We start from the raw sequence: 26,994 nt of genomic DNA on the forward strand, positions 1-26,994 counted from the left end.
TGTTCTACAAAAGGGCACGCCGGATACGAAGCAGCAGTACCCGACCTCGAACCGAACCGGTTCTCGACAATTCACGTTTCAGGAGACAACCATGGCTAAGCACCCCGTCGTCGTTTATGGCGCAAGCGGTTACACCGGCATGTTGATCATGGACTGGCTGATCGACCAGAACATCCCGTTCACGGCGGTCGCGCGCAATGCGGGCCGCGCGAAGGAAATGATGGCGCAGCGCGTCGTGCGGCTCGAATCCGCGCAATACGAAATCATCGAGGCGGAGCACGACGTCGATGCGCTCGTGAAGGCTTTCCGCGGGGCGAAGGTGGTGTGCAACACGGTCGGGCCGTTCTCGAGCTTCGGGCTCGTCGGCGTCGAGGCCGCGCTGAAGGCCGGCTGTCACCACCTCGATACGACCGGCGAACAGTCGTATATCCGTGCGGTGCGCGACGAATTCGGTGAGCAGTATCGCCAGGCCGGCCTGCTGGTGTCGTCGTCGAACGCGTACATGTACACGTTCGCCGAGATCGCCGCCGAGCTCGCGCTCGAAACGCCGGGCATCGATGCGCTGGAGACGGCCACGCTGACGCGCGGCCCGCGCGGCGCGGCCGGCGTGAGCATCGGCTCGACCGCGACGATCTTCGACGGCGCGCGCCACGAGTCCTGCTACCTGTGGGAGAAGGCGCTCGTGCCGCACGCCGCGGACGCGTCGTTCACCGTCGCGACGCCGGAGCTGATGCAGCCGGTGTTCTGCCTGCCGTGGGGCGGCACGTCGCTGCCCGTCTATTTCGAGCACGATGCGCGCGTGCGCAGCTGCATCTCGTGCGTGGGCTTCTACGACAACAACGTGATGAAGCTGGTGCACCAGTTCGGACAGAAGTGGGAAGCCGAATACAAGCACCTGCCGCGCGAGCAACAGGACGAAGTGCTGAAGCAGGTCGTCGCGTCGACCACGCCGACGATGCCGCCGCGCGAGCGCACGACGATCCAGCGCAGCGTCGATGTCGCGATCGGCCGCGGCCAGCTCGCGGCGGTGCGCGCGACCGTGCACGGCGTCACGCCGTACATCTCGACGGGCGCGATTCACGCGGCCGGCGTGCTCAAGCTGCTCGACGGCGATACCGCGCGCACCGGCTTCGCGTCCGGCTCGAAGGCATTCGGCCATCGCTACCTGCTCGGCTTCCTCGAACAGCGCGGGCTCGCGCGCGCGACGGTCACGCAACTGTGACGGCCGCCGCCGCACCGGACCAGACCCAACGGAACTTGTGACATGGCCATTATCGATTTCTACGACCGCGGCTGGCGGCTCAATCCCGACGGCATCGCGTACATCCAGGACGATCGCAACTACACGTTCCAGGAGATCGGCGAGTTGTCGTGCCGCATCGCCAACGGCTTGCTCGCCGCCGGCTTCGCGAAGGAGGCGAAGGCGGCGGTGTGGGCCGACAACGACGTGATCGGCTGGAGCTGCGCGCTCGGGATGTGGCGCGCCGGGCTCGCGTACATCCCGGTGAACGGCCGCAACGCGGTGGCCGAGAACCAGTACGTGCTCGATGCGTTCGACTGCGAAGTGCTGTTCTTCCATCAGGCATTCGCGGCCGCGATCGATGCGCTGCGGCCGAGCCTGCCGAAGATCCGGCTGTGGGTGTGCCTCGACGCCGACCTGCCGTGGGCACCGTCGCTGGCTTCGTGGAGCGAGCACCAGCCGGCGACGCCGCCGGCCGTCGATTACGCGATGGACGACGTCGTCGCGCTGTCGGCCACGGGCGGCACGACGGGCGCGCCGAAGGGCGTGATGAACACGCATCGTTCGCTGCAAACGTACTTCGCGCAATTCATGATCGCGATGACGTACGACGATGCGCGCCCCGTGAATCTCGCCGCGGCACCGATGACGCACACGGCCGGCATGATGTCGCTGCCGTGCACCGCGCGCGGCGGCACGGTGGTCGTGCTGCCGAAGCCGGACCCGGCGCTGCTGCTCGGTGCGATCGTCAAGCACCGCGTGACCGAGTTCTTCCTGCCGCCGACCGTGATCTACCGGCTGCTCGACATCCCCGGCATCGAGCAGGTCGACTTCTCGTCGCTGCGCTATTTCCTGTACGGCGCCGCGCCGATGTCGGTCGAGAAACTCAAGCGCGCGATCGACGTGTTCGGCCCGGTGATGACGGGCGGCTATGGGCAGACCGAGGCGCCCGCGTCGATCTCGTACCTGACGCCGGCCGAGCACTTTGTCGACGGCAAGCTCGCGTCCGACACACGGCTCGCGTCGGTCGGCCGCCCGAACCCGCTGGTGCGCGTCGAGATCGTCGGCGAGTGCGGCGAGCTGCTGAAGCAGGGCGAGACCGGCGAGATCTGCGTACGCGGCGACCTCGTGATGAAGGGCTACTACCGCGCGCCGGACAAGACGGCCGAGACGATCGTCGACGGCTGGCTGCACACCGGCGACATCGGCCATCTCGATCGCGACGGCTATCTGCACATCACCGACCGCAAGAAGGACATGATCATCAGCGGCGGCTTCAACGTCTATCCGAGCGAGATCGAGCAGGTGATCTGGGCGCATCCGGCCGTGCAGGATTGCGCGGTGATCGGCGTGCCCGACGACAAATGGGGCGAGGCCGTGAAGGCCGTGGTCGAACTCAATGCCGGGCAGCAGGTGAGCGCGGAAGAGCTCGTCGCGCTGTGCAAGGAGAAGCTCGGCTCGGTGAAGGCGCCCAAGAGCGTGGACTTCGTCGCGGCGCTGCCGCGCAGCACGGCCGGCAAGGTGCTGAAGAAGGACCTGCGCGAACAGTACTGGCAGGGTCAGCAACGCAGGATCTGAACCTGCTTCATATGGATTCCATACGATGAGCAACATCTACATCGCCGGTATCGCGATGACCGTGTTCGGCCGGCATCTCGACCGCAGCCTCGACGATCTGGCGAGAGAGGCGCTGCAACGCGCATTGCGGGACGCAGGTTGCCACGCCGACGCGATCCGCGCCGCGTTCTATGCGGGCATCACGAACGGCCCGCTGCAGGGGCAACTGTCGATCCCCGGCCAGGTCGTGTTCAGCAAGATCGGCCTCGAAGGCATTCCGGTGTTCAACGTCGAGAACGCGTGCGCATCCGGCAGTACGGCCGTGCACCTCGCCGTGCGCGAACTGCAGTCGGGCGCGTGCGACGTCGCGCTCGCGCTCGGCGCGGAAAAGATGAACGTCGCGGACAAGGCGAAATCGTTCGCGCTGTTCGAGGCCGGCTGGGACGTATCGCGCGTCGACGAGAATTTCGCGACGCTCGCGCGGCTCGGCGAAGGGATCGAGCTGCCGCCCGGCTCGGAGTCCGAGCGCCCGTACAGCCGCTTCATGAAGATCTACGCGGCGATGTGCCGGCACCACATGCACACGTACGGCACGACGCAGCGGCAGATCGCGGCCGTGTCGGCGAAGAACCACGGGCATTCGGTGCACAACCCGTATTCGCAGTTCCGCCAGCCGTTCACGATCGACGAGGTGCTGGCGGCCGCGCCGATCACGTACCCGATCACGCTGCCGATGTGCGCGCCGCTGTCGGACGGCGCGGCGGCCGCGATCCTGTGCACGGAGGAAGGGCTGGAGCGCATCGGCGCCGATCGCAGCCGCTGCATCCGGATCGCCGCGAGCGTGATCCGCAGCTTCACGCGGCGTCGCATCGACGAGCCGCACAAGCACATCGGCCGGCTCGCCGCGTTGCAGGCCTACGAGCAGGCCGGCGTGGGGCCGGAGGACATGGACGTGGCCGAAGTGCACGACGCGTCGGCGATGGGCGAAATCATCCAGGCCGAGAACCTCGGCTTCGTGCCGCTCGGCGAAGGCGGTCCGGCCGCCGAGCGCGGCGAGTTCACGCTCGGCGGGCGCATCCCGATCAACACGTCGGGCGGCCTCGAATCGAAGGGCCATCCGCTCGGCGCGACCGGCATCGGGCAGTTGTACGAGCTGGTCACGCAGTTGCGCGGCGAAGCGGGTGCGCGGCAGGTGGACGGCGCGCGTCATGCGATCCAGGAAAACGGCGGCGGCTTGCAGGGCGTCGAAGAGGCCGCGTTGGCGATTCACATTCTCAGCAGGGACTGACGGAGGCGGACATGGGCGACGCACACGGCGCAATCGCGCTCGGGCAGGGAGCGCAGGCAGGGCAGACGACGCGACAGGCGTCGGGCGGGGTCGGCGCGGCGGCGTCGATGCAGGCGGCGGGCGCCGACGCGGCCGGGCCGCTCGCGCGCTGGGGCGAGGAAATGCGCGCCGACGCCGCGTTGCGGAAGTATCGTCCCGTCGGCGGCTGGATCGACGCGCCCGAGCGCGCGCAACCTGAGCTTGAAGGCGACATGCAGGCGGACGTGATCGTCGTCGGCGCAGGCTTCGCCGGTCTGTCCACCGCGCTGGAACTCGCGGCGCGCGGCGCGAGCGTCGTCGTGCTCGAACGCGAATTCGCGGGCTTCGGCGCGAGCGGGCGCAACGCCGGCTATCTCGCCGGCGGCCAGGGACTCGAATACGAGCTGTTTCTCAAGCGGGTCGGCCACGAACAGGCCAAGCGGATCGTCGGTTTCTACGACGAGGGCGTCACATACGTCGAACGCAAGCTCGTCGAATACGCGATCGACTGCGACTACCGTGCGTCGGGCATCATTCGCGCGGGCGTGCATCCGTCGCAGGAGAAGCGCCTGCGCGAAAGCATGGCCACCGGCATCGAACTCGGCTCGCCCGCGCAGTTTCTCGATGGCGCGGCGATGCGCGAACGCGGCATTCCGCCGGCCTTCCTGTTCGGCGCATACGTGCCGGGCGGCGGCACGCTCGATCCCGGCAAGTACGTGACGGGCTTGCGGCGCGCGGCGCTCGCGGCGGGCGTGAAGCTGTACGAGAACACCGCGCTGCTCGATTTCGACGCGGGCGAGACGGTGCGCGTGCGCACCGCACGCGGCAGCGCGAGTGCACCGGTGCTGGTGCTCGCGACCAATGCGTACACGCCGCAGCTCGGCCTGCTCGGCGACAAGGTGATGCCGCTGCGCGTGTCGGCGCTCGAAACCGAGCCGCTGTCCGACGCGCAGCTCGCGGCGCTCGGCTGGCCGAATCGCGAGGGCATCGTCACGCCGCACCTGACGATGGAGAGCCATCGCCTGACCGCGCGCAACACGTTGTTGCTGACGACCAAGCGGCTGCATTACGTGTATGGCTCGCAGACGCCGAACGTGCCGGACGACGACGCGTATCGCGCGCTGCTGAAGGCGCTGCACACGCGCTTTCCGCAACTCGGCAACGTGCCGGTGCGCGCATGCTGGAGCGGCTACATCTCGTTCGCGGGCGATGCGTTGCCGGTGGTCGGTGTGGCCGGCGCGCACGGCAACGTGTTCTACACGGCCGGGTGTTCGGGGCATGGCGTCGGCACGCAATCGCTGATCGGGCGCGTGCTGGCCGAGCGCATTCACGATGGGCGATCGCCGCTGCTCGACACGTTGACGCACAAGACGCCGTCGGTGCCGCCCGAGCCGCTGCGGTGGTGTGCGATGACCGCGATGCTCGGCGTCGCGAACCTGCTCGACGAACGCGTGAACCGCAAGGTGCGGCCGGTGTAGCGGCATGCGATCGTCGCGACACGCACACGTGGATCCGGCCGGGCCGCCTGACGCAGGGCGGCTCGATGGAAAATGCAGCGCGCATCGGGTATAGTCGTTGGCGCTCCGTAAGGCACGGAGCATCCATTCGACGAAGCCGAAACGCCCTCTTCACGACGAACACGATGACAGTGTCCAACGAGCCGCGCAGTACGAGAAAGCGGCGCACTTCGACTCCCACCGCCGCAGCCGGCAACACCGACGGCTTGCGGGCGCAGGGCCTGCGCACGCGCAACACGATCATTCGCGTCGCACGCAAGCTGTTGCTGGAAGGCGGGCCGCTGGAGTTCTCGCAGCGCGCGGTTGCGGCGGCGGCAGGGATCAGCGTCAGCAATCTGCAGTACTACTTCCCGACGCGCATCGCCGTGTTGCGGGCCGTCATCGAGCCGGTCATCCAGGCGTATCTCGACGACATGAAGCGCGCGATCAGCAGCGAAGCGTCGCCGCGCGACGTGTTCGAGGAGATCATGCAGCGCTCGGTCTCCGATGCGAAGGATGCCAAGTACAACGCACTATTCCGGCATTTGCTGTCGTTTGCGGCCACCGATCCCGAGTGTTTCAAACTCTATGACGAGTGGTACGCGACGCTGACGCGCGACCTCGCGCAACTGCTGCGCGCGGTCACTCCGGCGTTCAGCGCGGCCGACAGCCGGCATGCGGCGACGATGCTGATCGCACTGGCCGATGGCCTCGCGATGCAGTACGGCACCGGCCGGCAGACGCAGGCGCTCGATGCGTATTTCATCGCGACGTCGCGCGCGATCGCCTACGGCACACTGACGGCGCCCGCGGGCAAATAACGGCGCGATCCGCCGCCGCGGCCATGCGAACGGAGACAGGGGAATACCCTGTCTTTTTTTTGCTTCCAGTGTTTGTCATTATGACCTATGTTTGGTATGTATTACTAGATATGGGATGGCCGGGCGCGTCCGCTGCCGGGCCGACATGATTCGAGTCCAGGAGGAGAACGGAGATGATTCGTCTGAACAAGTCCGCAGCGCTGCCCGTGGTCGGCTTGACCGGCTTCGAGACGCCGCTGAGCGAAGAGGAAAGCGCAATCCAGCACACGGTTCATCGTTTTGCGCGCGACGTGCTGCGGCCGATCGGCCGCGAGCTCGACCGGATGACGGCGGAGGACGTGATCGCGCCGGGCTCGCCGTACTGGGCCGCGATCGTCGAGAGCGCGAAGCTCGGGCTCGATCCGCAACTGATCGCGCAGTTTCCGCCGGAGACGGCCGTGCGCATCGAGTCGCTGATCGGCGAGGAGCTCGGCTGGGGCGATTCGGGCCTCGCCGTGTCGATCGGCGCGGCCACGATGCCGCTGATGATGGCGCACACGGTCGGCAACGCCGAACTGGTCGAGATGTGCGCGGGCAAGGTCGGCTGCTGGATGAACACGCAGCCTGACCGCGGGTCGGACGCGGCGATCCTGTATCGGCAGGAGCTCGCCGGGAACGGCCGGCAGCCGGTCGGCAACGTAACGGCGAAGGTCGGCGCCGACGAGATCGTGATCAACGGGCAAAGCTCGGCGTGGATCTCGAACGGCTCCGTCGCGCAGGTCGCGCTCGCGTACATGGCGGCCGACTACGGCGACGGCTTCTACGGCGAAGGCGAACGCAGCGCGTTCACGAACGGCATCGCGATGATCCTGCCGCTCGATCTGCCCGGCGTGTCGCGCGGCAAGCCGCTCGACAAGATCGGCCAGCGCTCGCTGCCGCAGGGCGAGATCTATTTCGACAACGTGAAGGTACCGAAGCGCTTCGCAGTCGCGCTGAAGGACGACTATCTCGGCAACCTTGCGTCGACGTGGTCGTATGCGGGCACGCACATGTGCCAGGTGTTCGTCGGCGCGGCGCGGGCCGCGTTCGAACTGGCGCTCGCGTATTGCCACGAGCGCAAGCAGGGCGGCGCGCTGCTGATTGATCACCAGATGACGCACCTGCGCATCGGCGAGATGCTGCGTCGGCTCGAGATGGCGCGCGCGATCGCGCGCCGCAGCCTCGCGTTCTCGCGGATGTCGCCGCAGAGTCATCCCTATGCGACCGCGCAGGCGAAGGTCAGCGTGACCGAGGAAGCGATGAAGATCACGCACGAGGCGTTCCAGCTGTTCGGCGGCAACGGCACCACGCGCGAATTCCCGATCGAGAAGCTGTTCCGCGACGTGCGTTCGGCGCTGATCGAGGACGGCGAGAACTACGTACTCGCGTCGCGCCTCGGCGTGCTGGCCGGACAGCTTTATCAGAATGGATGGGCGCGTGAGTAAGGCCGTCCGATAGGCCAGGGCGTGCGCCGGATCGGCAGGGGTACGCGTTGCCCATTGCAGGCATGCGCCGCATGCAGCGTCATCGTCTACGATCTTCGATTCAAACCGCCAGGATCTATACGAACGAAACAGCTCCCGGCGATGCGGCTTTGTCAATCATCGCTGGGAGTTGCGCAATTCAGGCGCCGACTAATCCACCTAGGAGTGCGTGACTACTCTTGTTCATGATGTTCGAGTGTGTCCGAAGCGCACAGTCTCGAGCGGCTCTACTGTCAACGAGAACGAAAAGGAAAACGCCCGCTCTGCGGGCGGGCGTTTGAAGAGTTGGGGCAGGAAACTTACTGCGGAACAACGTCCAAGCCAGTATGCCCCGCACCCTGTTTCTTGTCGCCGGCCCTAGACCGGCTGAAGCATAAGGGTAGCCGCAATTTTACGGACTCACAACAGGTGCCCACTGCCTTATCCTGCGGCGCCTGTCTCAAGCGACGTGATATAGCGGAGCAAGTCGTCTGTACGTCCCTCCGAAATTAGCTGTTCGGCAGTCTTGTAGTCAAAGGGTGGCAAGGGCTCATTGCGATACCAGAAGAGAGAGCTCGGCACGTCACCGGAGACGTCGGTTGCAGCACGGATGATCCGAAGTGCGTCCCGAAGGAACTTCTGCGCACTCTCCGATCCTGACAGGCGGCCAATTGTGTTGCGATGTACATTGGCGAGCCGCGCCAGCGTCTGCATATCGATATGCAGAGCGGCCGCGAAACGCCTGGCCGAGATGATCGGATCGGGGCTGTCTGGATCTCGCATAGACGCCATGAATTGCATGAAATCGCTGGGCGGTGCCGAATTGCAGGTGATGTCGGATCCCATGAGCGCCGCCCTTTCTTGGGTTCCGTCGTGCGCGTAAGTCACTGATTTTAAAAAACATCTAGAGCGATCTGCGATCAAGGGCCAATTTTTCTGCAAATTTTATAGGGAAAGATCACCTTTTCTGCCGCTTTTCAGCAGCGAAATTCGCAGAAAAGATGGCCAAGTCCTTGATTTGCATGGACCGCAGAGGCCACCTTTTTTGCCAACCTACACACGCTTGTTGGAGCAACCGCCGAGTAGGAGGGGCGAAGATTGTGTTCCAGCGATGTAACAAATGGGTCACCAACTGGGCGGGCACTGTACGAGCGTTGCGCATCGAGCGCTGCAGGTGTGGCGCGGCTCGAAACTTGTGGTGTTTTCTGGGTAGCGAAAATTCAACGCTCTTGAATTTCAGTGACGGTTCGCCGATAACGCCGCACTCTTTGCCGAGTGCCTGCATGACGGCATATGCGGTATCGATCGACTGCATCCGGATATGGGGCTGCCGCCCTGGCGCCACGTGAACCGGGTCCTCGCGCCCAGCGGATATGCGATCGAACCGCCCGACCTGATCGTCGGGCTTATGGGTTCGGTCGTTGCTGTGCCCGAAAAGGTGCCGTCCCTCGATACCCAGGCCAACGAACTGATCCAGCGCTCGCTGGCCCAGTCGGGAGATCTGCTCAATTCATGCAAGCGGTGTAGCGGGAGTGATCTGTCCTCGGCGATGAAGTCATCAAGACATTCGGGACGCAACGTTACTTGCTTGCGGTCCTCGCCGTCGACAAAACGCCCCATCGTCGCCTCTCATCGGAACGGATTGATCCAGCCCAGGTGATCGAACGCGTTTCTATACAGTCTCGGCCAGTGGCTGCCACTGGCCGATCCTTCAATAGACCGCTCAATTGCGTCATCGAGATTCAGAAGCGGTCGCCGCGGACCCATCCCTCGTAGAACACATCATGAGCCGGCTGAAACCGGAATCGGCCAGATATCGCCAAGACTCGCTTGCGAGGGAGCATCGCCCAGCCATTGCATGAATTCGCCCACATGCCGCGCCCAAAGATCGGGACGAGTCATCGTGAAATGGCCCGGCGACGACGGTGTGCCCTGCTGCACCAGATACCGGCCATGCTGAAGCGTCGGCACAAGTCGCTCGAGAACGCGCAGGGTGTCAGGGTTGAATTCGTCGTCGGAGAAATTCAGGGCAAACAGCTTGGCCCGAATCCTGGAAAGCCCTGGCTCGGGATCGTAGTCAAACGATGACTTGAGCGAATAAAGAATGTCGTTCGCGTCGACATGCTCCGCCTGGAAGCGCACGGTCGCGAGAAACTTGCTTGCCGCCGCGCCGTCCGGAATTTCCTGCTGTAGCGCGGTCGCACTGTCGATCATCATTCGCAACACCCCGAAGCCTTGGACCCAGCCGCGGGGCGTTTGCGTGTACTCCCCGCTCTTCCAGTCGGGATCGGAGCGGATCGCGTCGATCACCATGCGCCGCCACAGCAGATTGCGGCCCGAGACCGTAATCGGTAGCGAGACCACGGGCATGACGCCGTCCATCATGTCGGGATATGTTTCCGCCCATTGCCAGGCGTTCATGCCGCCCATCGACATGCCGAGAATCGCGTGAAGATGCTCGATGCCCAAGGTTTCGGTCACCAGCTTGTGCTGGAGATCGACGATGTCGCCGTAATCGTAGTTTGGAAATTTCGCCCTTAACCCGTCACTCGGTTTGCTCGACTGGCCGTGGCCCACGTTGTCGGGAAAAATCAGGTAGTAGCGATTCGCGTCGAGCGGACGTCCCCGGTCGAACAGGGCTTTTGTGTAAGTCGGACTCAGCAGCGTTCGACTGTCCGCGCCGGTCCAGTGCAGGACCAGGACGGCGTTGTCAACGGCGCCATGGGCATTGCGATGCGGCGTGCCGAGCGTTGCGTAGTGGATCCGCAGCCGGGGCAGCGTCTCGCCATCCCGGAACCGGTAGTTGTCGAACCAGGCATCGGCCTCAACGGCCGTCGGATTCGCGCGCTGGTCCCACGGCGCCGTCGCTTCGCCGGCGGAGGCGGCCGACGGGATACCGGGCTGCGCCGACGCGGTGTCCTGAAACGTGGGGCCGCACAGCAGCAAGCCGAACAGCACGCTGGCTGCGGCACGGGTACGACGAAAGTTCACGATGATTTCCTTGTCCGATTGAAGAAGCGGTTTCGTACAGGGGGCACTAGCGCCGTTGCTTCGGCAAGCCTCACCGCACGTTCGAAAGGCTCGGGCGGCGGCGCAGCAGGTCGAACGCCATGATGTGGCTCGCTCCTGAAATTCCGACGCCGTAGAACGGGATCAATGCCATCGGCAGCGTCTGGATGCCGGACATGCGGGGATCATTGAGCAGGAAGTAGGTCAATCCCGTACCGACCGCCACGACGAAATCTGCGAACCCGAACAGATGAAAGATCAGATACCGGTTGCGCGTTTTCGGCAGCATGGTGACGCCGAACGCCATCAACCCCGCGATGAGGTCGCCCCAGCCGGCGTTCCTGACGAATGCTTCCGGCAGGAGATCGTGCGCCCCGTACCAGAAGAAGACCAGCGCGGCCGCAATTCGCCAGATATGAAACGCAGTCAGCGTTCTTAGCCCGATGGTCGCGATGTATGTGCGAAAGCTCCGGGACATCGAATAAACGACAACTGGCGCCACGATACCGAGGGCAATGAGGCAGGCGAGCCCCAGCGGGTAGACCGCTCGATAAACCCCCGCTTCGGCCGCCGCGGCAACGGCTAATCCCCAGACGATCAGCACACCCAGCAAGCCCGTCCCGCCGTTCTTCCGGATCTCGACGATCTGATTCATTTCCGAAGCCCATTAGGTTAACTAAACATTGATCGAATTCCCGGTATCTACTGGACGTGATGCCGTAGATTAAAGCGCGCCTTTTCTGCCGTCTTCGGACAGCTTCAGAAGCGGCACCGACTTGAACAGGGTTTCCGGCTGCACCCGCTCCCAGAGACTTCCTTTGCCTTGCTGCTGGCCACGCTCGTCTTCTCGTCGAAGCCATTGCTCGACGGTCCGGATGCGGTTCGGATGGATTTCGTCGAGTAGCGCGTAGTCGCGGCGGATGACGTCGTGCTTCCAGATGTTCCAGAATCCTGTGAAGTTGTCGCGGAAACTCATCGTGCTCTTGTCATTCGGGTCCGCGTTGTATCCGGCGGGCGAGTTCGCCGCCATCTTGAGCGGGCCGTTCCAGTAAGTGTCCAGATCCGTGTCGATGTAGCGCGCAGGATGCCCCGTTACCCGTTCGAACGCCTCGGCCAGCTTCCCGTACGCGACATGCTCAATGGCGACCTGGAGATCCATGCCGTTCGCGCGCTCCGGGTGATCGAACAGCCAGCGCGCGTAGTAGCCGCAATCCTCCAGTGCGACATGCGGCACCGCACCGTTGCCGAGCGGCACGCGCCAGGTGACGACTCCGTCCTCGACGAAGGGCATCATCGGCGTCATCGCCGAAATGGCCATCTCCATGTATGGCCCGGTGGTGAACACGGCCGCGCCCATGCGCTCCCGGCTCGTCTGGTTCTGGAACAGGATCCATTCGCCTACGCGGCCTTTGCCGTCGTAGTGGCCAGCACGAAAGCGCGAATCGTAGCCGGCCTGTTTGAGCGCGTAGTCGAGGTTGCCATACACGAAGAACTTGATGCCTTCTTCCAGCGCGATTTCGTAGCAACGCATCGCCCAGTAGATCTCCGTTTTCTCGCCGGTGTTGAACCCGTCCAGATTGATGTACGCACCGTCGCAGCCGCGAAAGCCTGCCCGCAGAACGGCTTCGTCGGCAAACGTGCCTTTCAGGATCGACACGTTGCCGAGTGCGAGCAGCGCCTTGGCGCGCCGGGAATCGGGGTCTCGGCTCAACGCGCGAACGGAATACTTGCCGTCCGCGACGAGCGCGCTGATGACAGGCAGGCCCTGCGCGCCTGTACCACCGATGACGAAGATTCTGGAAGTGGCATGGGAAGGCATGATGGTTTCCTTGAATTCGATGCTACGGACGCCCACCGACGATGCCGGTCAACAAGTGGGACACTCACTCTTATAATAAGAGTGAGTGTCCCACAAGACAAGAACTTTTCGGCACTTGAACCGGGAAGGCGACGGGCTCTTGGGTGGAAACGTCCTGTCGACGTTTGCGCGACTCTTATAATGAGACTCACCCTCGGCGACGATCGCCGGGGCTAATCTGGGAAACGGCTCATGCGCTCGAAGGGTTTTGACGGAATGGTGTGCCCGATTGCCGGCGTCATGGCGGCGATCGGTGACCGATGGGGCTTGCTGATACTTCGCGACCTTGTCTGCGGGCTCAGCCGGTACGACGAGTTTCGCCAGTCGTCCGGCATAACCAACGCGACGCTCAGCGACCGGCTCAAGCATCTGGAGGCCAACGGCCTCGTTGAGCGTAGGCGCTATCAGGTGAATCCGGAGCGATTTGAATATCTCCTGACTCACAAGGGCTGGCAGATCGCCCCGGTGATGCCGGTACTCGCCCAGATTGGGGACAGTCTGGAAGTTTCCGGAGCTTCGGCGCCTCCGATGAAGTTCGTGAATCGAAAGACGGGAGCCGAGGTGAGGTGGAGCTTTATCGATCAGGAGACGGGGGAGCAGACCAACGCGGCGGATTTGGAGATCCAGGAAGGTCCCGGCGCGGACGAACTGGTCCGCTGGCGCCTGTCGCACGGTAACCGGCGTCGCCAAAAAGCAGATCCGCCAGGCGGACGATCGCCTGCTTGATGGTTGCCCGGGTTTCTCCGTCGAACTCCATCGGGTCCTTCTCGGACACCTCGTCAGGCAGCATGCTGCGCCGGCGATCGTGGGCGATCCTGGCGAGCAGCGCGTCCTCGGCCCTCGCCGAGTGTTTCGCTTGATCAGCTCGACATCTCGTGATGCCCACCGACGTCGCACGCCGTGCAGGCGCTGATCGAAACTGGCGAGGCCGTGACGATTGATAACCTCCTTGCATCAATTCTTCCAAAAATCGCACTTATCGTTTGATCGACGTCGAGCGAACATTCCGGAAAACCACAATCGACCCGCCCCGCATATTTCCGGATTTTCAGGAGACACCTCGATGCACCCCTCGTCCAGCCTTCCGGCCGAACGTTCGAAGGCCGCCGCGATTTTTCGCGTCACGGCCGGCAATTTTCTCGAGCAGTTCGACTTCTTCCTGTTCGGCTTCTACGCCACGCAGATCGCCAATGTCTTCTTCCCTGCGCAAAGCGAGTTCGCTTCGTTGATGATGACCTTCGCCGTGTTCGGCGCCGGCTTCCTGATGCGGCCGCTGGGCGCAATCGTGCTGGGCGCGTACATCGACGAGGTAGGCCGCCGCAAGGGCCTGATCGTCACGCTGTCCATCATGGCGAGCGGCACCATCCTGATTGCGTTCGTGCCGGGCTACGCGTCGATCGGGCTGCTGGCGCCCGTGCTCGTACTGATCGGGCGGCTGCTGCAGGGCTTCTCCGCAGGCGCCGAGCTGGGCGGTGTATCGGTCTATCTCGCCGAGCTGGCAACGCCCGGCCGCAAGGGCTTCTTCACCAGCTGGCAATCGGCCAGCCAGCAGGTTGCGATCGTCATCGCGGCGGGCCTCGGCTTTGCGCTCAATCAGTGGCTGAGCGCATCGCAGATCGCCACCTGGGGATGGCGCGTGCCGTTCTTCGTCGGCTGCATGATCGTGCCGTTCATCTTCATGCTGCGCCGCAACCTGGAGGAAACCCAGGAATTCAAGGCGCGCAAGCATCGCCCTGGCATGAAGGAAGTGTTCGGCACGCTGGTTCAGAACTGGGGCGTCGTGGTCGCCGGCATGATGCTGGTCGCGATGACCACCACGAGCTTCTATCTGATCACCGTCTACGCACCGACCTTCGGCAAGACGGTGCTGCATCTGAGCACCGCCGACAGCCTGCTCGTGACGCTCTGCGTCGGCGTGTCGAACTTCGTGTGGCTGCCGATCGGCGGCGCGCTGTCCGATCGGTTCGGCCGTCGGCCGCTGCTGGTCGGCATGACGATGCTCACCGTCCTGACCGCCTATCCGGCGCTGTCGTTCCTTGCTCACGCGCCGTCGTTCGCCAACATGCTGCTCGTCCTGCTCTGGCTCTCGTTCATGTACGGGATCTATAACGGTGCGATGGTCGTCGCGCTCACCGAAGTGATGCCGGTGCAGGTGCGTGTCGCGGGCTTCTCGCTCGCCTACAGCCTCGCGACGGCCGTGTTCGGCGGCTTCACGCCGGCCATCTCGACCGGGCTCATTCACATGACGGGCGACAAGGCCGCACCCGGCTACTGGATGAGCTTCGCCGCGGTGTGCGCGCTGCTTGCGACGTTCGCGCTCTACCGTCACCGCACGGCGACGCTCACGCCGGCGCATTGATAGCCCATCCGAAACTTCACCCCCACACACGAATTCGCATGACCACGACCATGAGAAATCAGCTCCTGAAATTTTGCGCGACCGCGCTCGTCGCCAGCGCGGCGTTTGCGGCCAACGTGCAGGCGGCCGAGCTCCACGTGATGAGCTCGGGTGGCTTCACGGCCGCCTATAAACTGCTCGGCCCGCGGTTCGCGTCCACGACCGGCAATACGCTCGACACCGCGCTCGGCCCGTCGATGGGCAAGTCGCCCGAAGCGATTCCGAACCGGCTCGCGCGCGGCGAGCCCGCCGACGCCGTCATCATGGTCGGTTACGCGCTGGACGAACTGATCAAGCAAGGCAAGGTCATCCCGGGATCCCGCGTCGAGCTGGCCGATTCGCGCATCGGCATGGTCGTGCGCGACGGCGCGGCAAAACCCGACATCAGCACCACCGAAGGTCTCAAGCAGGTGCTGCTGCACGCGAAGTCGATCGCCTACTCGGACAGCGCGAGCGGCGTGTATATCGAACGCGAGTTGTTCAAGAAACTCGGCATCGAGGAGCAGGTGAAGTCCAAGGCGAAGATGATCCCGCGGATTCCGGTGGCTTCTGTCGTCGCGAACGGCGACTACGAAATCGGCTTCCAGCAGGTCAGCGAGCTGCTGCCCGTCCACGGTGCGACCTTCGTCGGCAAGATTCCCGAATCGCTGCAGTCCGTCACGCGCTTCGCTGCCGGCATCCCCGTCGGCGCGCAGCATCCGAAGGAAGCGAAGGCGCTGCTCGATTATCTGGCGTCGCCCGGCGTGCAGGCTGACGTGAAAACAACCGGACTGGATGCCGTCCCCGCGCATTGAGTCCGACCCGCGGGAAGGCTTGTGTCACAAAGTCTTCCCGTTGCCGCCGGCATCCCCTGCGGTACTGCCTTCATCGGCCCCGTTCGGGGATGCCGGGCCGGCCATGGCGAGCCTCTGCGCAAGCCGCATGCGATCGCACGCACCTTCCCACAGCGAAACGAAGATCACCGCGCAGGCATTGCTGATCACGCTTGTCAGGGCGCGCGCCTCCGACATGAAGCGATCGATGCCGACCAGCAGTGCGACGCCGGCGACGGGCAGGTCGGGCATGACGGCGAGTGTGGCGACCAGCGCCACCAGCCCGCTGCCGGAAACACCGGCCGCCCCCTTTGACGTGAGCAGCATGATGGCGAGCATCACCGCGATCTGCGACGCGGAGAGCGGCACGTCGCACGCCTGGGCGATGAACAATGCCGCGAGCGTCAGATAGATCGCGGTACCGTCCAGATTGAAGGAATAGCCCGCCGGCAGCACGAGCCCCACGATGCCCTTGTCGCAGCCGAGTGCTTCCAGCTTGACGATCAGACGCGGCAGAACGGGCTCCGTGGACGACGTCGCGAGGACGATGAGCAATTCTTCGCGCATGTAGCGCAAGAGCCGCCACAGCGCGAAACCGTGCAGTCGCGCGAGCGGTGCGAGCACCAGCGCGACGAACAGCACGCAGGCCACGTAGAAGGACGCCATCAGCTTCGCGAGCGAGCCGACCGAACCGATGCCGAAACGGCCCACCGTGAACGCCATCGCGCCGAATGCGCCGAGCGGCGCGAGCCGCATGATCATCGCGAGCACGCGAAAGACGACCTGGGCGACACCGTCGATCAGCGCAAGAACGGGCCGGCCGGCCCGCGGGTGCGCATTCAGCGAGAAGCCGAACAACAGCGACAGCAGCAGCACCGGCAACACTTCGCCTTTGGCGAACGCGCCGAGCATCGTGTCCGGAATCACGCTCAGCCCGAACTCCACAAGGCCCCGCGGCTCCGCATGCTTCGCATACGGAGCGAGGATGCCTGCATCCAGGTGGCTGACGTCGACGTGCATGCCGGCGCCGGGCTGCAGCACATATGCGGTGACGAGTCCGATCGCGAGCGCAGCGGCGGTCAATAGATAGAAGAGCGCCAGTGCCCGCACGATCGTGCGGCCGATCGCCTTCCCGTTCGCCAGCGACGTGATGCCCGAGACGATCGTGCAAAAGACGATCGGGGCGATGGTCATCTTGACCAGGCCGACGAACGCATCGCTGAGGGGCTTGAGCATCGCGCCCGCCGCGGGCCATGCGTGACCGATGCCCATGCCGAGCATCATCGCGAGCAGAACCTGCACGTAAAGCGATCCAAGCGGCCTGGCCAACCTCACTGTCCGGTCTTCCTTCGTGTCTCTCTGTCGTCGTTACGCCGATGCGCCACTGCTTGCGGTCCCGCCACGCTTCGCCTCGATGACCATCCGATGAAACGCCTCGGCGGCCGGCGTGAGCGGTCGTCCGCGCCGCTTCACGATTCCCACGCGTCGTTTGACGACCGGTTCGACCAGCGGCACGCTCGTGAGAATCGGGTGGTCATGCCCAGGCATCGCCATCGAGGGGACCGCGGCGACGCCGAGCCCCGCTTCGATCAATCCGAGCAGGGTCGTCACGTGGCGTGTCTCGCAGACGCTCGGCGCGCGCGGCGCGACGGCGGTCAGCGCCTGGTCGAGCAGCAGACGGTTGCCGGAAGTCTTGTCGACCGACACATAGTCGTGCTCGTAAAGCTCGTTCCAGGTCACGCGCTTCTTGCGTGCGAGCGGGTGGTCGCGGCGACAGGCGGCAACGAACCGTTCCTGGAGCAACACCTTGAACTCGATCTCAGCCTCCTGGCTGCCGATGAAGCTCACGCCGAAATCCGCCTCGCCGCTGATGACGGCCCCGAGCACCTCGTTGGCGCTTGCATCGAGCAGCTTCACCCTGATGCGCGGAAAGCGCTGATGATAGCGCGCGACGATGGCGGGAAGAAAGTAGTAGGCGACCGACGGCACGCATGCGATCGTCACATGGCCGAGGCGGCTCGATGAAACGTCGCGGATGCCGAGCAGGGCGGCATCGAGATCGTCGAGCAGTTGTTCGGCACTCTGCGCGAACACGCGACCGACCGTGGTGAGCGAGACGCTGCGCGTGGTGCGCTCGAACAGCCGTACGCCGAGCGCTTCCTCGAGCTTGTCGATACGACGGCTCAAGGCCGGCTGGGAGATGTTGACTGCGTCGGCGGCCTTTCGGAAGCTCCCCGTTTCCACTACGGCGCGAAATGCCTGCAAGTCGGTTAAATCGAAGTTGATCCCCACAGGCAAATCTCCGCCACTCAGATGCGGTGCATTGTGCATGATTCTGCCGGCGCCATGCGCGTTGCGTTGCCTGAAACCGATGTCTTCGGGTTTGCCCGCCGTGGTTGCCCGAACCGCGCACGATAGTCCCGCGGCGATGCGCCGACGCATTTGCAAACGCACGCTGTAACGCGTCCACGCTTGTGGATCCCGATCGTTCGGCTATCCGTTCGAGCGGCCAGTCGGCCCGCTCCAGCCGTGCCTTCGCACGCCCGACCCGCGCAGCCGGCACGTAACGGGCCGGTGAGAGCCCGGTCTCTTTGACGCGTGTGATCCTTGCGCTGCGACAGATCGTGGAAATCGAGGAGATTACCTGGCGACCAAGGTCGCGTGGATGACTTTTGGCAGCCACGCATACGCAATCGTCACCAGCGTCACGCCGACGACGAGCATCGGCACAACCATCGGCCACGCGCCCGACTGGTAACGCGGATCGGCGAATCCCGCTGCCGTCTGTCCCACGCTGAACGCGAAGAACATCATGATGAAGCCGGACCAGGATACGGCGCGGCCTGCAAGGTGAGGCAGGCCGCTGACTGCCCCTGCCTGCCCGCACGGCTGATGGATTCCGTGGCCGAGGCAATACACGCCATGCCCGACGAGCAGCGGCCAGATGCTGCCGGGAAGCAGCGCGCACCCCAATGCCTGGATCACCGCGCCGCAGAGGCTCAGCGTTGCGCCTTGCCGCACCGTTCGCAACATGCTTTGACGGCGCAGCAGCACGCGGCAGCCGAACGTGCTCAGGACATAGACGAGCGTACCGCCAGCCGGTATCCAGCCATAACGCTGGGGCGAGATGCCGAGCTGCCCGATGTAGATAGCCGGAGACAACAGCAGAAAGCAGAACATGCCGGTGTACGTCGACGCGGCCAGCAGCGTCCATACCCTGAACGGGGCATTGCCGAGTATCTCGCGCACCTCCCGGTTCGAGTCCCGGCTCGGCGCGCTTCGCGCGAAGCTTTCCTCGAAGCCGTACCAGCACATGACGAGCAACCCGAGCGCATACACGCTCATCCCGGCGAGCACCCATCGCCATCCGGCTTGCTGTGCGACATACGCACCGAGGATCGGGGCGAGGAACGCCATCATCCCCATCCCCATGAAACCGCGCGCCATCACGTACGGGCCGTCGCCCGCCGAATACCGGTCGCGCACTGTCGCACGGGCGCATACCAGTATCGCGGCCATGGCCAGCCCCTGCATCGCGCGAGCGGCCACCAGCATCGCCGCGGTCGAGGCCAGCGCAGCGGCCAGTGCGGACAGCGCATAGAGCGCAAGGCCGGTCAGCAGGACGGGGCGGCGGCCGAACCGGTCGGAAAGGCTGCCCATCGGCAATTGCCCGACACCGAATATCAGCGCGAAAACCGTGAGGCTGACACTGGCGGAGCCCAGCGTGGCGGCGATTTCGGGCAGCGCCGGCAGGTAACTGTCGGTCGCCACCGGCTGGGCCGCCAGCAGAAGCGGCAACATGAGCGCGAAGTTCAGGCGAGCGGGTCGCGTGGAGTCCGGCATGGCGGTTTTCGACACGGTATCGGGCATCGAGCTTCGAGTAAGGGCTGCGGTTACGCAAGGTTGCTCGTCCGGCGAGGGCGGCCGCGGCGAGCTGACATGGCCGGGCGGAAGGGGCGCCGAACCCGACGCCCCGCCGAACGCCGGCTAGCTGCCGACGGATCCGGGCACGGGTTCGCGCACGACGCGATCGTGCGACAGCGCCTCGGCGCGCAGCAGGTCGTATTCTGCCTTGCCGACCGGTTGCGCGTTCGCTCGGCCCAGATCGTTCAAATGGACACGACTGGTCTCGCGTGCGCTCCAGGCCGCGAGCGACGCGATCACGGTGATGCCGAACGCGATCGCACCAACGATCAGCCAGACGTGATGGGCGCCGGGCGGCGCGACCGCGGTGAACAGCGCGGGCAGCATCGCCGTGGCCGCGGTACCGAGGTTCTGCGCGATGGCCATCGCCGAGACGCGCGTGCGGGTCGGGAAGAGTTCCGGGTAGAAGGCGGGGAATACCGCGTTGTAGCCCTGGTACACCACGCCCCACATCAGCATCGACATCACGAATGCGAGCGGCACGTTCCGGATGCTGATCGCATACAGGTACGCGAACGCGAGCAGCCCGGCGGCCAGCGAGCCGACGATGATCGGCGGCCGGCGGCCGATGCGATCGGACAGGTTGCCGACGAACGGAATCACGATCATCGCAACGATATTGCCCATCACCGTGATCCAGAGATAGACATCCTTCTGGAATCCGATTCCATATGCAGGCTGAACCGCATAGGCCGCGCCGAAGATCGTGGCGACGACCGGAATCACGTTCATCATCGACATGCAGGCCACGCGCAGCATGTCGGGAAAGTGGTGCCTGAAAGCGTCGGCCACCGGCGAGCCGGCTTGCGACCGGTTGCGTACCGCTTCGTCGAAGGCTGGCGACTCGTCGACCTCGCGGCGAATGATCAGGCCCGCGACGATGACCAGCGCACTCAGCAGGAACGGAATGCGCCAGCCCCAGCTATCGAATTGCGCGGACGGCATGTAGTAGGCGAGCGGCAGGAACACGGCGGCGGCCAGCACTTGCCCGGCCTGCACGCCCTGCAGCGTGAAGCTGACGAAGTAGCCGCGCCGGCCGAACGGCGCGTGCTCCAGGATCATCGAGCTCGCGCCGGTGATCTCGCCGGCCACGGCGAAACCCTGCAGCAGGCGAAGCGTCACCAGCAAGGCGGGCGCGATCAGCCCGGCCTGCTGATAGATCGGCAGGAGGCCGACGCCGACGGTCGAGATGCCCATCAGGAACATGCAGAACAGCAGGACGGTTTTCCGTCCGCGCGTGTCGCCGAGGTGGCCCAGCACGAACGCGCCGATCGGGCGGGACACGTAGCCGACGCCGTAAGTGGCCAGCGACGCGATGATGGCCGTCGTGGGGCTCCCATGCGGAAAGAATATCTGCGGGAAGATCAGAGCCGATGCCGTGGCGTAGATGAAGAAATCGTAGTATTCGAGCACCGATCCGATCCAGCCGCTGATGGCGGCTTTTCTCGATTGGTGCCTGCCCCTGGGCTCGTCTCGCAAGGTCGTGGTCATCGTCGTCTCCGGATATTGATATGCGTGCCGGGCAAGGCGGGTGATGCGGGGAGTCGTCACTGCCCGATGTGTCGACTCCGTCGTGCGACCTGACCGCGGCCCGTCGATACGGCGCGCGGCGAGCACGCGCGGTGCGCAACGCCGCGCCCTGGCGACGGCTGCGCATGCGCGTCGGTCCCGCACCGGCAGCCGATGCGGGAATCGGCTTATTCGTCGCCGAGCGCCGAAACCGCGGCCCTCAGCGCCAGCAGATAACTTTGGACACCGAAACCGCAAATCTGCCCGCTGACGATCTCGGCCAGGACGGAGTGATGCCGGAACGGCTCGCGTGCATGAATGTTGGACATGTGCAGTTCGACGATCGGGCACGTGAGGATCGCAAGGGCATCGCGAATGCCGTAGCTGTAATGCGTCCATGCGCCCGCGTTGATCAGCACCGCGTCCTGGCGTTCCTCGAAAGCGCGATGAATGCGCTCGCACATCGCGCCTTCGTGGTTCGTCTGGAACGATTCCACCTGCACACCCAGTTCCGTCGCCAGCCCTTGCAGCCGCGCATCGATCTGCGCGAGCGTGATCGTCCCGTACTGCGCCGGATCGCGCTTGCCGAACATGTTGTGATTGATGCCGTGCAGCATCAGGATCTTCTTCATGCGAATCTCCGTTGCGTGTTCAATCAAAGGGCACGGCCAGGCGATCGATCACCGCGCTGGTTTGGGGGCGTACGCCGCGCCACCACGCGAACGCTTCGGCCGCCTGCTCGACCAGCATGCCGACGCCATCCGCGATTCCGTGTACGCCTGCGTTTTTCGCGAGCCGGAGAAACGGCGTCAGACGCTTGCCGTATGCCAGTTCGTAGGCCGTGCCGGCCGGACTGAACACGCTCGGCGGGACCGGCGGCAGGTCGCCGGTCAGGCTCGCCGACGTGGCATTGACGACCAGGTCGAAACGCCCCATGCGCGCGAGGTCCGCGTAACCGCTGGCAACGAGCGGGCCGCGTCCGGCAACCTGCGCGGCCAGTGCGCGCGCCTTGTCGACGTCGCGATTCGCGATGACGAGTTCCGCCGGGCCGGCTTCGAGGAACGGCAGCAGCGCGCCGCGTGCCGCGCCGCCGGCACCGAGCACCAGGACACGCTTGCCGGCCATCGGCAGATTGAGGTTCGTTTCGATATCGCGCACCAGCCCGATGCCGTCGAAGTTGTCCGCCAGGATGCGGCCGCCGTCGAACTTGAGCGCGTTGGCCGCGCCCGCGAGCTGCGCACGCTCGCTGCGTTCGTCCGACATCGCGAACGCGTCGAGCTTGAACGGCGCGGTGACGTTGATGCCCTTGCCGCCGCCCTCGAAAAACGCGCGAACCGCGTCAGCGAAGGCGCCTGCCGGTTCGATCGGCCCCTCGATCGCCGTATAGCTGAGGTCCTGCCGCGTCTCCTGCGCGAAGAGGCCGTGAATCAACGGGGATTTCGTGTGTCCGATCGGATTGCCGATCACCGCGTATTGGTCGGTCATCATTGGCTCGCTTTTGAGTAGAGGACGCCGTCGGCCTGCATCGCGTCGATTTCGGCCGAATCGAACCCGAGGGAACGCGCGATCTCCGCGTTGTGCTGCCCGAGATCGGGCGCGACGTCGCGAATCGTCGTGTCGCAATCGGAAAACCGGAACGGCAGGTTGGGCAGGCGCAGCGTCCCGTAGCGCGGATGCTGTTGCTCGACGACCATGCCTCTGGCCTGGATCTGCGGATCGTTCAATACCTCGTCGATGCGCTGCACCTTCGCGCACGGAACGTCGATGCCGTCCAGCAGATCCAGTACCGACGCGACGGAACGCGCGGCCACCCACGGCTCGACCACCGACAGAATCTCCGCGCGGTGCGCGTTGCGCCCGGTGCTGTCGTGAAACCGCGTGTCGGCGCCGAAGCCCGCCGGGCCGCCGTGCGTCGCGATCAGCTCGGCGAAGCGCTTCCACGCGTCGTCGACTTGCGCGGCGATCACGAGATCGCCGTCCGCGGCGCGAAACACGCCGTAGAGCGTCGAGGTCGGCATGTCGTGCCCGGTCTGCTCGGGCAGCACGCCCTGCAGCGTGTAGCACTGCACCGCATATTCGTGCATCGATACCAGCGTGTCGTACAGCGCCATGTCGACGTGTTGCCCGCGGCCGCTCTTCACGCGCCCCAGCAGCGCGGCATTGATGGCCGCGACCGCATGGATGCCGGTGTACATGTCGCCGAGCGAGATGCGCAGCAGCGGCGGCCGCTCGCCCGGCGTGCCGACCATTTGCATGATCCCGCTCTTGGCTTCCGCGATCAGCCCGAAGCCCGCGCGATGCGCGTCGGGGCCGGTATGCCCGTACGCCGAAATCGAGCAGTAGACGAGGCCCGGATTGCGCGCGGACAGTTCGGCATAACCGAGCCCGAGCTTGTCCAGCGCGCCCGGCCGATAGTTCTCGATGAACACGTCGGCGGAGTCGCACAACCGCTGCATGAACGCCTTGCCGCGCGCGTCCTTCATGTTGACGCTCACGCCGCGCTTGCCCATGTTGAGCTGCAGGAAGTAGCCGCTTTGCTGGTCGTCGAGCACGGTTGCGTGCTGCCTTCCGGCGTCACCCGACCCGGGCCGTTCGACCTTGATGACCTCGGCGCCGAGCGCCGCGAGACAGCGCCCGACATACGGCCCGGCAAGAAAGTGGCTGTAGTCGACGACGCGAATGCCTTCGAGTGGGCGAGCCTGCATTACAGTGCCTCCGGGCGGCGCGGCACCATCAGGCGATGCTCGCCGCGTTGAACGACCTGACCGTCCTGATTGATCAGCTCCGACGGCAGCACGACGATGCCCCAGTCCGGGCGGCTCTTGCTGGCCCGCATCGAGCCGACGCGGAACTTCACGTGCAGCACGTCGCCGACCTTGATCGGCAGCAGGAAATCCCAGGTCCAGCCGAGCGACATGCCCGGCAGAAAGCGATAGTCGCTCTGCGTCTTCAGGCCGTCGGCAATGGACAGGCCGAACAGCCCGTGCGCGACGAGGCACCCGAAATGGCTCGCGTTCGCGTATTCCTCGTCCACGTGGACGGGCGTATGGTCGCCGGTGAGGTCGGCGTACGCGAGAATGCGCTCCTTGGTCACGATGTAGTTCGGGCTCGTGCACGTGTCACCCTCGCGGGCGTCGTCCCAGTATTTTTCGACGATCGTCATGGTCACGCCTCCGCGCGCGGGTTGATTGCCAGCGCCTGTGCGACGCAGGAAGCCGGCCGGGCCTGGATCAGTTCGACGGCGAGCCCGTCGGGCAGGCGAAGCCAGTTGCGCCCCTGCGGCATCTCTGTCACGCCGAATCGTTGGGCCGCGGCCAGCGCGGCCTCCAGGTCTTCGCACATCACGCCGAGATGGGCGAGCCGGCCTTCCGGGCCTTCGTATTCCGGCGCGTGGATGAACTGCAGGCCGCCGAGCGTCCAGTACTGCCGCGGCGCGTCGAGCGTGCCGTCCACTTCGCGCAGGGTCATGCCGAGCACGTCCTCGAAGAAACGGATATGCCAGCGGATGTCCTTCACCCAGATCGCAACGTGTTCGAGATAGGCTTTCGTGGCATTCATGCGGCCGCCTCCTGCCGTTGGCGGTCGGCCATCGCGCGTTCCAGCCCCTTGATGCAGGCGACGAGCGTTGCATTCACCGGGGTCGGCACGCCGTAGCGCTGGCCCCAGCGCACGACCGAACCGTTGATGAAGTCGATCTCGGTGATCGAGCCCTTCTCCAGGCTTTGCAGCATCGACGTCTTGAAGGTCGCGGGCAGCCCCTCGGCGGCCAGCGTCCATGCCTGTTCGGGATCGGTCATCGACAGCTTCACGCCCGCAGCCTGCGCCGCCGCGATCGCCTCGGCCACGGCCGCGAGCGACGTCGCCTTCAGCAGCGGCTCGTCGTAAAGCTGCCCGTAGGTGAGGCCGGTCAGGCCCGTCAGCGCGCCCGTCGCGACGTTCACCAGCAGCTTGTCCCACATCGTGCCGACGATGTTGTCGCTGATCGTCGTGGCGAGGCCGGCGGCATTGAACGCCGCGGCGATCGCCTCGACACGCGGTGTGATGCGGCCGTCGAGTTCGCCGATGTAGGTGTATTTGCCGATCACGCCGGATTCGATATGACCCGCGCCGCGCAGCACGCCGCCGACGTAGGTCTTGCCCGCGAGGACGCGCTCGCGGCCGACGACGTCGATCAGGATGTCCTCGTGTCCGAGGCCGTTTTGCAGCGACAGCACGGCGGTATCCGGCCCGACCAGCGATTGGGCGCCGCGGATGGCCGCATCGGTGTGGAACGACTTGACCAGCACCACCACCAGGTCGGCCACGCCGACATCGGCAGCCCGGGTCGTCGCGTGGACGCGTACGTGGCGGGTGCCGCCGGCGTCGTCGACGCGCAGGCCGTCGCGGCTCATCGCATCGACGTGTGCGGGCGAGCGGTCGATCAGCCAGGTCTCATGGCCGCCTTGGGTGAGGGTGGCGCCGATCGCGCAGCCCAGTGCGCCGGCGCCCAGAATTGCTATTTTCAATGGATTCTCCTTTGTCGACCAGAGTTGGCGCTTTGGCGCCTTACTCTGGTCCCATGCAAAGCTGACGTATGGCATCACGATAGGCGTCGCCGCTCATGCCGCCAATGCAATGGATACAATGGCGTCATTGCCATGGACAATAACGCCGCGATGCCCGCCGACCTGCCCGACCTGAAGCTGCTTCAGCTTTTCGATCTCCTGTACGACGTGCGCAGCGTCACGCGCGTAGCCGAGCAACTGGGCCAGAGCCAGCCGACGGTCAGCATCTGGCTCGGGCACTTGCGGGAACACCTGCACGATCCGCTTTTCATCCGGACGCCCGGCGGCATGGCACCGACACCGCAAGCCGACGCGCTGATCGGGCCATGCCGGGAAATTCTCGAATCCCTGCGGCGCTTCACCGCGTGGGAGATCGCGTTCGATCCCGCGACGGCCCAGCGACGGTTTCGCATCTGCATGACCGACGCGAGCCACGTCACGCTGCTTCCGCGGCTGCTGGCCCATGTCCGGGCGCAGGCGCCCGGCGTCCGGCTGGAAGCCGCACGGATCGACGGCAATACGGAGCGCGCGCTCGAATCCGGCGAAGCCGACCTCGCGATCGGCTATGTGCCGTGGCTGGGTGGCGGCATTTATCAGCAGAAGCTGTACGACCAGGACTGGGTATGCCTGGCGAACCGGCATCACCCGAGGATTCGCGGTCGTCTCGGGGCGAAGCAGTATCGTTCCGAAGGACATGTCGCCATTACGGCGGGAACGGGCGCGCAACTCCTCGAACAGGCGCTGCGGCAGGCGCGCATCGAGCGCGACGTCGTGCTGGAGCTGCCGGGTTTTCTGGGCCTGGGGGCGATCGTCCAGACGACCGACCTGATTACGACGCTACCTCGTCATATCGGCCAGACACTGGCTCAGGCGAGCGATCTGGCGGTTCATGCGTGCCCGATCCCGGTCGACGGGTTTGCGGTACGGCAGCATTGGCATGCGCGATATCACCATGAGGCGGGCAATCGATGGCTGCGTGGTGTCGTGATTCGATTGTTCGGTGCATCGGATTGACCTGCGGGTTTGGCGTTCGCGGCGG

24 protein-coding genes and 1 pseudogene are annotated in these 26,994 nt (G+C 65.1%); 10 read left to right on the top strand and 15 right to left on the bottom strand.

Translation table 11 applies throughout. From position 1 onward, the window contains the following. Positions 1 to 91 precede the first annotated feature (91 nt). The 6 genes from APZ15_RS25035 (at position 92) to APZ15_RS25060 (ending at position 7,883) form a co-directional block, all read left to right on the top strand. Complete coding sequence (locus tag APZ15_RS25035) at positions 92 to 1,222, top strand: saccharopine dehydrogenase family protein (RefSeq protein WP_027790166.1); 1,131 nt, start codon at positions 92 to 94, stop codon at positions 1,220 to 1,222. Positions 1,223 to 1,264: 42 nt separating this feature from the next. Beyond that, the gene (locus APZ15_RS25040; protein WP_027790165.1) at positions 1,265 to 2,818 is read left to right on the top strand and encodes an AMP-binding protein; all 1,554 of its coding nucleotides are present in this window, start codon (positions 1,265 to 1,267) and stop codon (positions 2,816 to 2,818) included. A gap of 25 nt (positions 2,819 to 2,843) precedes the next feature. Next, positions 2,844 to 4,085, top strand: coding sequence for a thiolase family protein (locus tag APZ15_RS25045; protein ID WP_027790164.1), 1,242 nt, complete (start codon positions 2,844 to 2,846; stop codon positions 4,083 to 4,085). Between the two features lie 11 nt (positions 4,086 to 4,096). After that, positions 4,097 to 5,581: an NAD(P)/FAD-dependent oxidoreductase gene (locus APZ15_RS25050; protein WP_027790163.1), complete on the top strand. Its 1,485-nt coding sequence runs from the start codon at positions 4,097 to 4,099 to the stop codon at positions 5,579 to 5,581. Between the two features lie 164 nt (positions 5,582 to 5,745). After that, on the top strand, positions 5,746 to 6,420 hold the full coding sequence (locus APZ15_RS25055) for a TetR/AcrR family transcriptional regulator (protein WP_226153285.1): 675 nt from the start codon (positions 5,746 to 5,748) through the stop codon (positions 6,418 to 6,420). Positions 6,421 to 6,593: 173 nt separating this feature from the next. Further along, positions 6,594 to 7,883: an acyl-CoA dehydrogenase family protein gene (locus APZ15_RS25060; RefSeq protein ID WP_027790161.1), complete on the top strand. Its 1,290-nt coding sequence runs from the start codon at positions 6,594 to 6,596 to the stop codon at positions 7,881 to 7,883. 459 nt (positions 7,884 to 8,342) lie between these two features. On the opposite strand, the gene APZ15_RS25065 is transcribed toward APZ15_RS25060, so the two are convergent. The 4 genes from APZ15_RS25065 to APZ15_RS25080 all read right to left on the bottom strand — a co-directional run bounded on the left by APZ15_RS25065 (position 8,343) and on the right by APZ15_RS25080 (position 12,729). Next, on the bottom strand, positions 8,343 to 8,747 hold the full coding sequence (locus APZ15_RS25065; RefSeq protein ID WP_027790160.1) for a hypothetical protein: 405 nt from the start codon (positions 8,745 to 8,747) through the stop codon (positions 8,343 to 8,345). Between the two features lie 936 nt (positions 8,748 to 9,683). Next, positions 9,684 to 10,892: an alpha/beta fold hydrolase gene (locus APZ15_RS25070; RefSeq protein ID WP_226128303.1), complete on the bottom strand. Its 1,209-nt coding sequence runs from the start codon at positions 10,890 to 10,892 to the stop codon at positions 9,684 to 9,686. A 70-nt stretch (positions 10,893 to 10,962) separates the two neighbouring features. Continuing rightward, complete coding sequence (locus APZ15_RS25075; protein ID WP_049098466.1) at positions 10,963 to 11,565, bottom strand: hypothetical protein; 603 nt, start codon at positions 11,563 to 11,565, stop codon at positions 10,963 to 10,965. Positions 11,566 to 11,634: 69 nt separating this feature from the next. Then, positions 11,635 to 12,729: an NmrA family NAD(P)-binding protein gene (locus tag APZ15_RS25080; RefSeq protein ID WP_027790158.1), complete on the bottom strand. Its 1,095-nt coding sequence runs from the start codon at positions 12,727 to 12,729 to the stop codon at positions 11,635 to 11,637. Between the two features lie 231 nt (positions 12,730 to 12,960). Between APZ15_RS25080 and APZ15_RS25085 the strand changes: the two genes are divergently transcribed. The 3 genes from APZ15_RS25085 (at position 12,961) to APZ15_RS25095 (ending at position 15,960) form a co-directional block, all read left to right on the top strand. Further along, positions 12,961 to 13,494, top strand: a complete 534-nt coding sequence (locus APZ15_RS25085; protein ID WP_049098464.1) for a winged helix-turn-helix transcriptional regulator — start codon at positions 12,961 to 12,963, stop codon at positions 13,492 to 13,494. Positions 13,495 to 13,831: 337 nt separating this feature from the next. Then, positions 13,832 to 15,127, top strand: coding sequence for an MFS transporter (gene tcuC, locus APZ15_RS25090; RefSeq protein WP_027790157.1), 1,296 nt, complete (start codon positions 13,832 to 13,834; stop codon positions 15,125 to 15,127). A gap of 50 nt (positions 15,128 to 15,177) precedes the next feature. Next, positions 15,178 to 15,960: a substrate-binding domain-containing protein gene (locus APZ15_RS25095; RefSeq protein WP_027790156.1), complete on the top strand. Its 783-nt coding sequence runs from the start codon at positions 15,178 to 15,180 to the stop codon at positions 15,958 to 15,960. Positions 15,961 to 15,984: 24 nt separating this feature from the next. On the opposite strand, the gene dctA is transcribed toward APZ15_RS25095, so the two are convergent. From dctA to APZ15_RS25145, 11 genes and pseudogenes are all read right to left on the bottom strand, one after another. Then, a complete protein-coding gene (gene dctA, locus APZ15_RS25100) occupies positions 15,985 to 17,313 on the bottom strand; it encodes a C4-dicarboxylate transporter DctA (RefSeq protein WP_027790155.1) in 1,329 nt (442 codons plus the stop codon). Positions 17,314 to 17,346: 33 nt separating this feature from the next. Further along, positions 17,347 to 18,270, bottom strand: coding sequence for a LysR family transcriptional regulator (locus APZ15_RS25105; protein ID WP_027790154.1), 924 nt, complete (start codon positions 18,268 to 18,270; stop codon positions 17,347 to 17,349). A 17-nt stretch (positions 18,271 to 18,287) separates the two neighbouring features. Further along, a pseudogene (locus tag APZ15_RS42255) lies at positions 18,288 to 18,574 on the bottom strand (helix-turn-helix domain-containing protein); the annotation flags it as partial. Between the two features lie 44 nt (positions 18,575 to 18,618). Further along, on the bottom strand, positions 18,619 to 19,821 hold the full coding sequence (locus APZ15_RS25110; protein ID WP_027790153.1) for an MFS transporter: 1,203 nt from the start codon (positions 19,819 to 19,821) through the stop codon (positions 18,619 to 18,621). Positions 19,822 to 19,965: 144 nt separating this feature from the next. Next, complete coding sequence (locus APZ15_RS25115) at positions 19,966 to 21,393, bottom strand: MFS transporter (RefSeq protein WP_027790152.1); 1,428 nt, start codon at positions 21,391 to 21,393, stop codon at positions 19,966 to 19,968. A 206-nt stretch (positions 21,394 to 21,599) separates the two neighbouring features. Beyond that, positions 21,600 to 22,043 carry a type II 3-dehydroquinate dehydratase gene (gene aroQ, locus APZ15_RS25120; protein WP_027790151.1) on the bottom strand — a complete coding sequence of 148 codons (444 nt, stop codon included), beginning with the start codon at positions 22,041 to 22,043 and terminating at the stop codon, positions 21,600 to 21,602. Positions 22,044 to 22,062: 19 nt separating this feature from the next. Then, positions 22,063 to 22,896, bottom strand: a complete 834-nt coding sequence (gene aroE / locus APZ15_RS25125; protein ID WP_027790150.1) for a shikimate dehydrogenase — start codon at positions 22,894 to 22,896, stop codon at positions 22,063 to 22,065. Continuing rightward, positions 22,896 to 24,116, bottom strand: coding sequence for a CaiB/BaiF CoA transferase family protein (locus APZ15_RS25130; protein ID WP_021157527.1), 1,221 nt, complete (start codon positions 24,114 to 24,116; stop codon positions 22,896 to 22,898). The genes aroE and APZ15_RS25130 overlap by 1 nt, the downstream gene beginning before the upstream one ends. Further along, on the bottom strand, positions 24,116 to 24,574 hold the full coding sequence (locus APZ15_RS25135; protein ID WP_021157528.1) for a MaoC family dehydratase: 459 nt from the start codon (positions 24,572 to 24,574) through the stop codon (positions 24,116 to 24,118). The genes APZ15_RS25130 and APZ15_RS25135 overlap by 1 nt, the downstream gene beginning before the upstream one ends. Positions 24,575 to 24,576: 2 nt before the next feature. After that, positions 24,577 to 24,969 carry a VOC family protein gene (locus APZ15_RS25140; protein ID WP_027790149.1) on the bottom strand — a complete coding sequence of 131 codons (393 nt, stop codon included), beginning with the start codon at positions 24,967 to 24,969 and terminating at the stop codon, positions 24,577 to 24,579. Beyond that, a complete protein-coding gene (locus tag APZ15_RS25145) occupies positions 24,966 to 25,916 on the bottom strand; it encodes a ketopantoate reductase family protein (protein WP_027790148.1) in 951 nt (316 codons plus the stop codon). The genes APZ15_RS25140 and APZ15_RS25145 overlap by 4 nt, the downstream gene beginning before the upstream one ends. Positions 25,917 to 26,048: 132 nt before the next feature. On the opposite strand from APZ15_RS25145, the gene APZ15_RS25150 reads away from it, so the two are divergent. Next, complete coding sequence (locus tag APZ15_RS25150; RefSeq protein WP_027790147.1) at positions 26,049 to 26,969, top strand: LysR family transcriptional regulator; 921 nt, start codon at positions 26,049 to 26,051, stop codon at positions 26,967 to 26,969. The last annotated feature ends 25 nt before the right edge of the window (positions 26,970 to 26,994 follow it).

It is taken from the genome of Burkholderia cepacia ATCC 25416 (assembly GCF_001411495.1).
Classification (GTDB): Bacteria; Pseudomonadota; Gammaproteobacteria; order Burkholderiales; family Burkholderiaceae; genus Burkholderia; species Burkholderia cepacia.

Coding starts and splice junctions, on each gene's coding strand:
- APZ15_RS25035 (WP_027790166.1), top strand. CDS start 92: ATGGCTAAGCACCCCGTCGTCGTTTATGGCGCAAGCGGTTACACCGGC.
- APZ15_RS25040 (WP_027790165.1), top strand. CDS start 1,265: ATGGCCATTATCGATTTCTACGACCGCGGCTGGCGGCTCAATCCCGAC.
- APZ15_RS25045 (WP_027790164.1), top strand. CDS start 2,844: ATGAGCAACATCTACATCGCCGGTATCGCGATGACCGTGTTCGGCCGG.
- APZ15_RS25050 (WP_027790163.1), top strand. CDS start 4,097: ATGGGCGACGCACACGGCGCAATCGCGCTCGGGCAGGGAGCGCAGGCA.
- APZ15_RS25055 (WP_226153285.1), top strand. CDS start 5,746: ATGACAGTGTCCAACGAGCCGCGCAGTACGAGAAAGCGGCGCACTTCG.
- APZ15_RS25060 (WP_027790161.1), top strand. CDS start 6,594: ATGATTCGTCTGAACAAGTCCGCAGCGCTGCCCGTGGTCGGCTTGACC.
- APZ15_RS25065 (WP_027790160.1), bottom strand. CDS start 8,747: ATGGGATCCGACATCACCTGCAATTCGGCACCGCCCAGCGATTTCATG.
- APZ15_RS25075 (WP_049098466.1), bottom strand. CDS start 11,565: ATGAATCAGATCGTCGAGATCCGGAAGAACGGCGGGACGGGCTTGCTG.
- APZ15_RS25080 (WP_027790158.1), bottom strand. CDS start 12,729: ATGCCTTCCCATGCCACTTCCAGAATCTTCGTCATCGGTGGTACAGGC.
- APZ15_RS25085 (WP_049098464.1), top strand. CDS start 12,961: ATGCGCTCGAAGGGTTTTGACGGAATGGTGTGCCCGATTGCCGGCGTC.
- tcuC (WP_027790157.1), top strand. CDS start 13,832: ATGCACCCCTCGTCCAGCCTTCCGGCCGAACGTTCGAAGGCCGCCGCG.
- APZ15_RS25095 (WP_027790156.1), top strand. CDS start 15,178: ATGAGAAATCAGCTCCTGAAATTTTGCGCGACCGCGCTCGTCGCCAGC.
- APZ15_RS25110 (WP_027790153.1), bottom strand. CDS start 19,821: ATGCCGGACTCCACGCGACCCGCTCGCCTGAACTTCGCGCTCATGTTG.
- APZ15_RS25115 (WP_027790152.1), bottom strand. CDS start 21,393: ATGACCACGACCTTGCGAGACGAGCCCAGGGGCAGGCACCAATCGAGA.
- aroQ (WP_027790151.1), bottom strand. CDS start 22,043: ATGAAGAAGATCCTGATGCTGCACGGCATCAATCACAACATGTTCGGC.
- aroE (WP_027790150.1), bottom strand. CDS start 22,896: ATGACCGACCAATACGCGGTGATCGGCAATCCGATCGGACACACGAAA.
- APZ15_RS25130 (WP_021157527.1), bottom strand. CDS start 24,116: ATGCAGGCTCGCCCACTCGAAGGCATTCGCGTCGTCGACTACAGCCAC.
- APZ15_RS25135 (WP_021157528.1), bottom strand. CDS start 24,574: ATGACGATCGTCGAAAAATACTGGGACGACGCCCGCGAGGGTGACACG.
- APZ15_RS25140 (WP_027790149.1), bottom strand. CDS start 24,969: ATGAATGCCACGAAAGCCTATCTCGAACACGTTGCGATCTGGGTGAAG.
- APZ15_RS25150 (WP_027790147.1), top strand. CDS start 26,049: ATGGACAATAACGCCGCGATGCCCGCCGACCTGCCCGACCTGAAGCTG.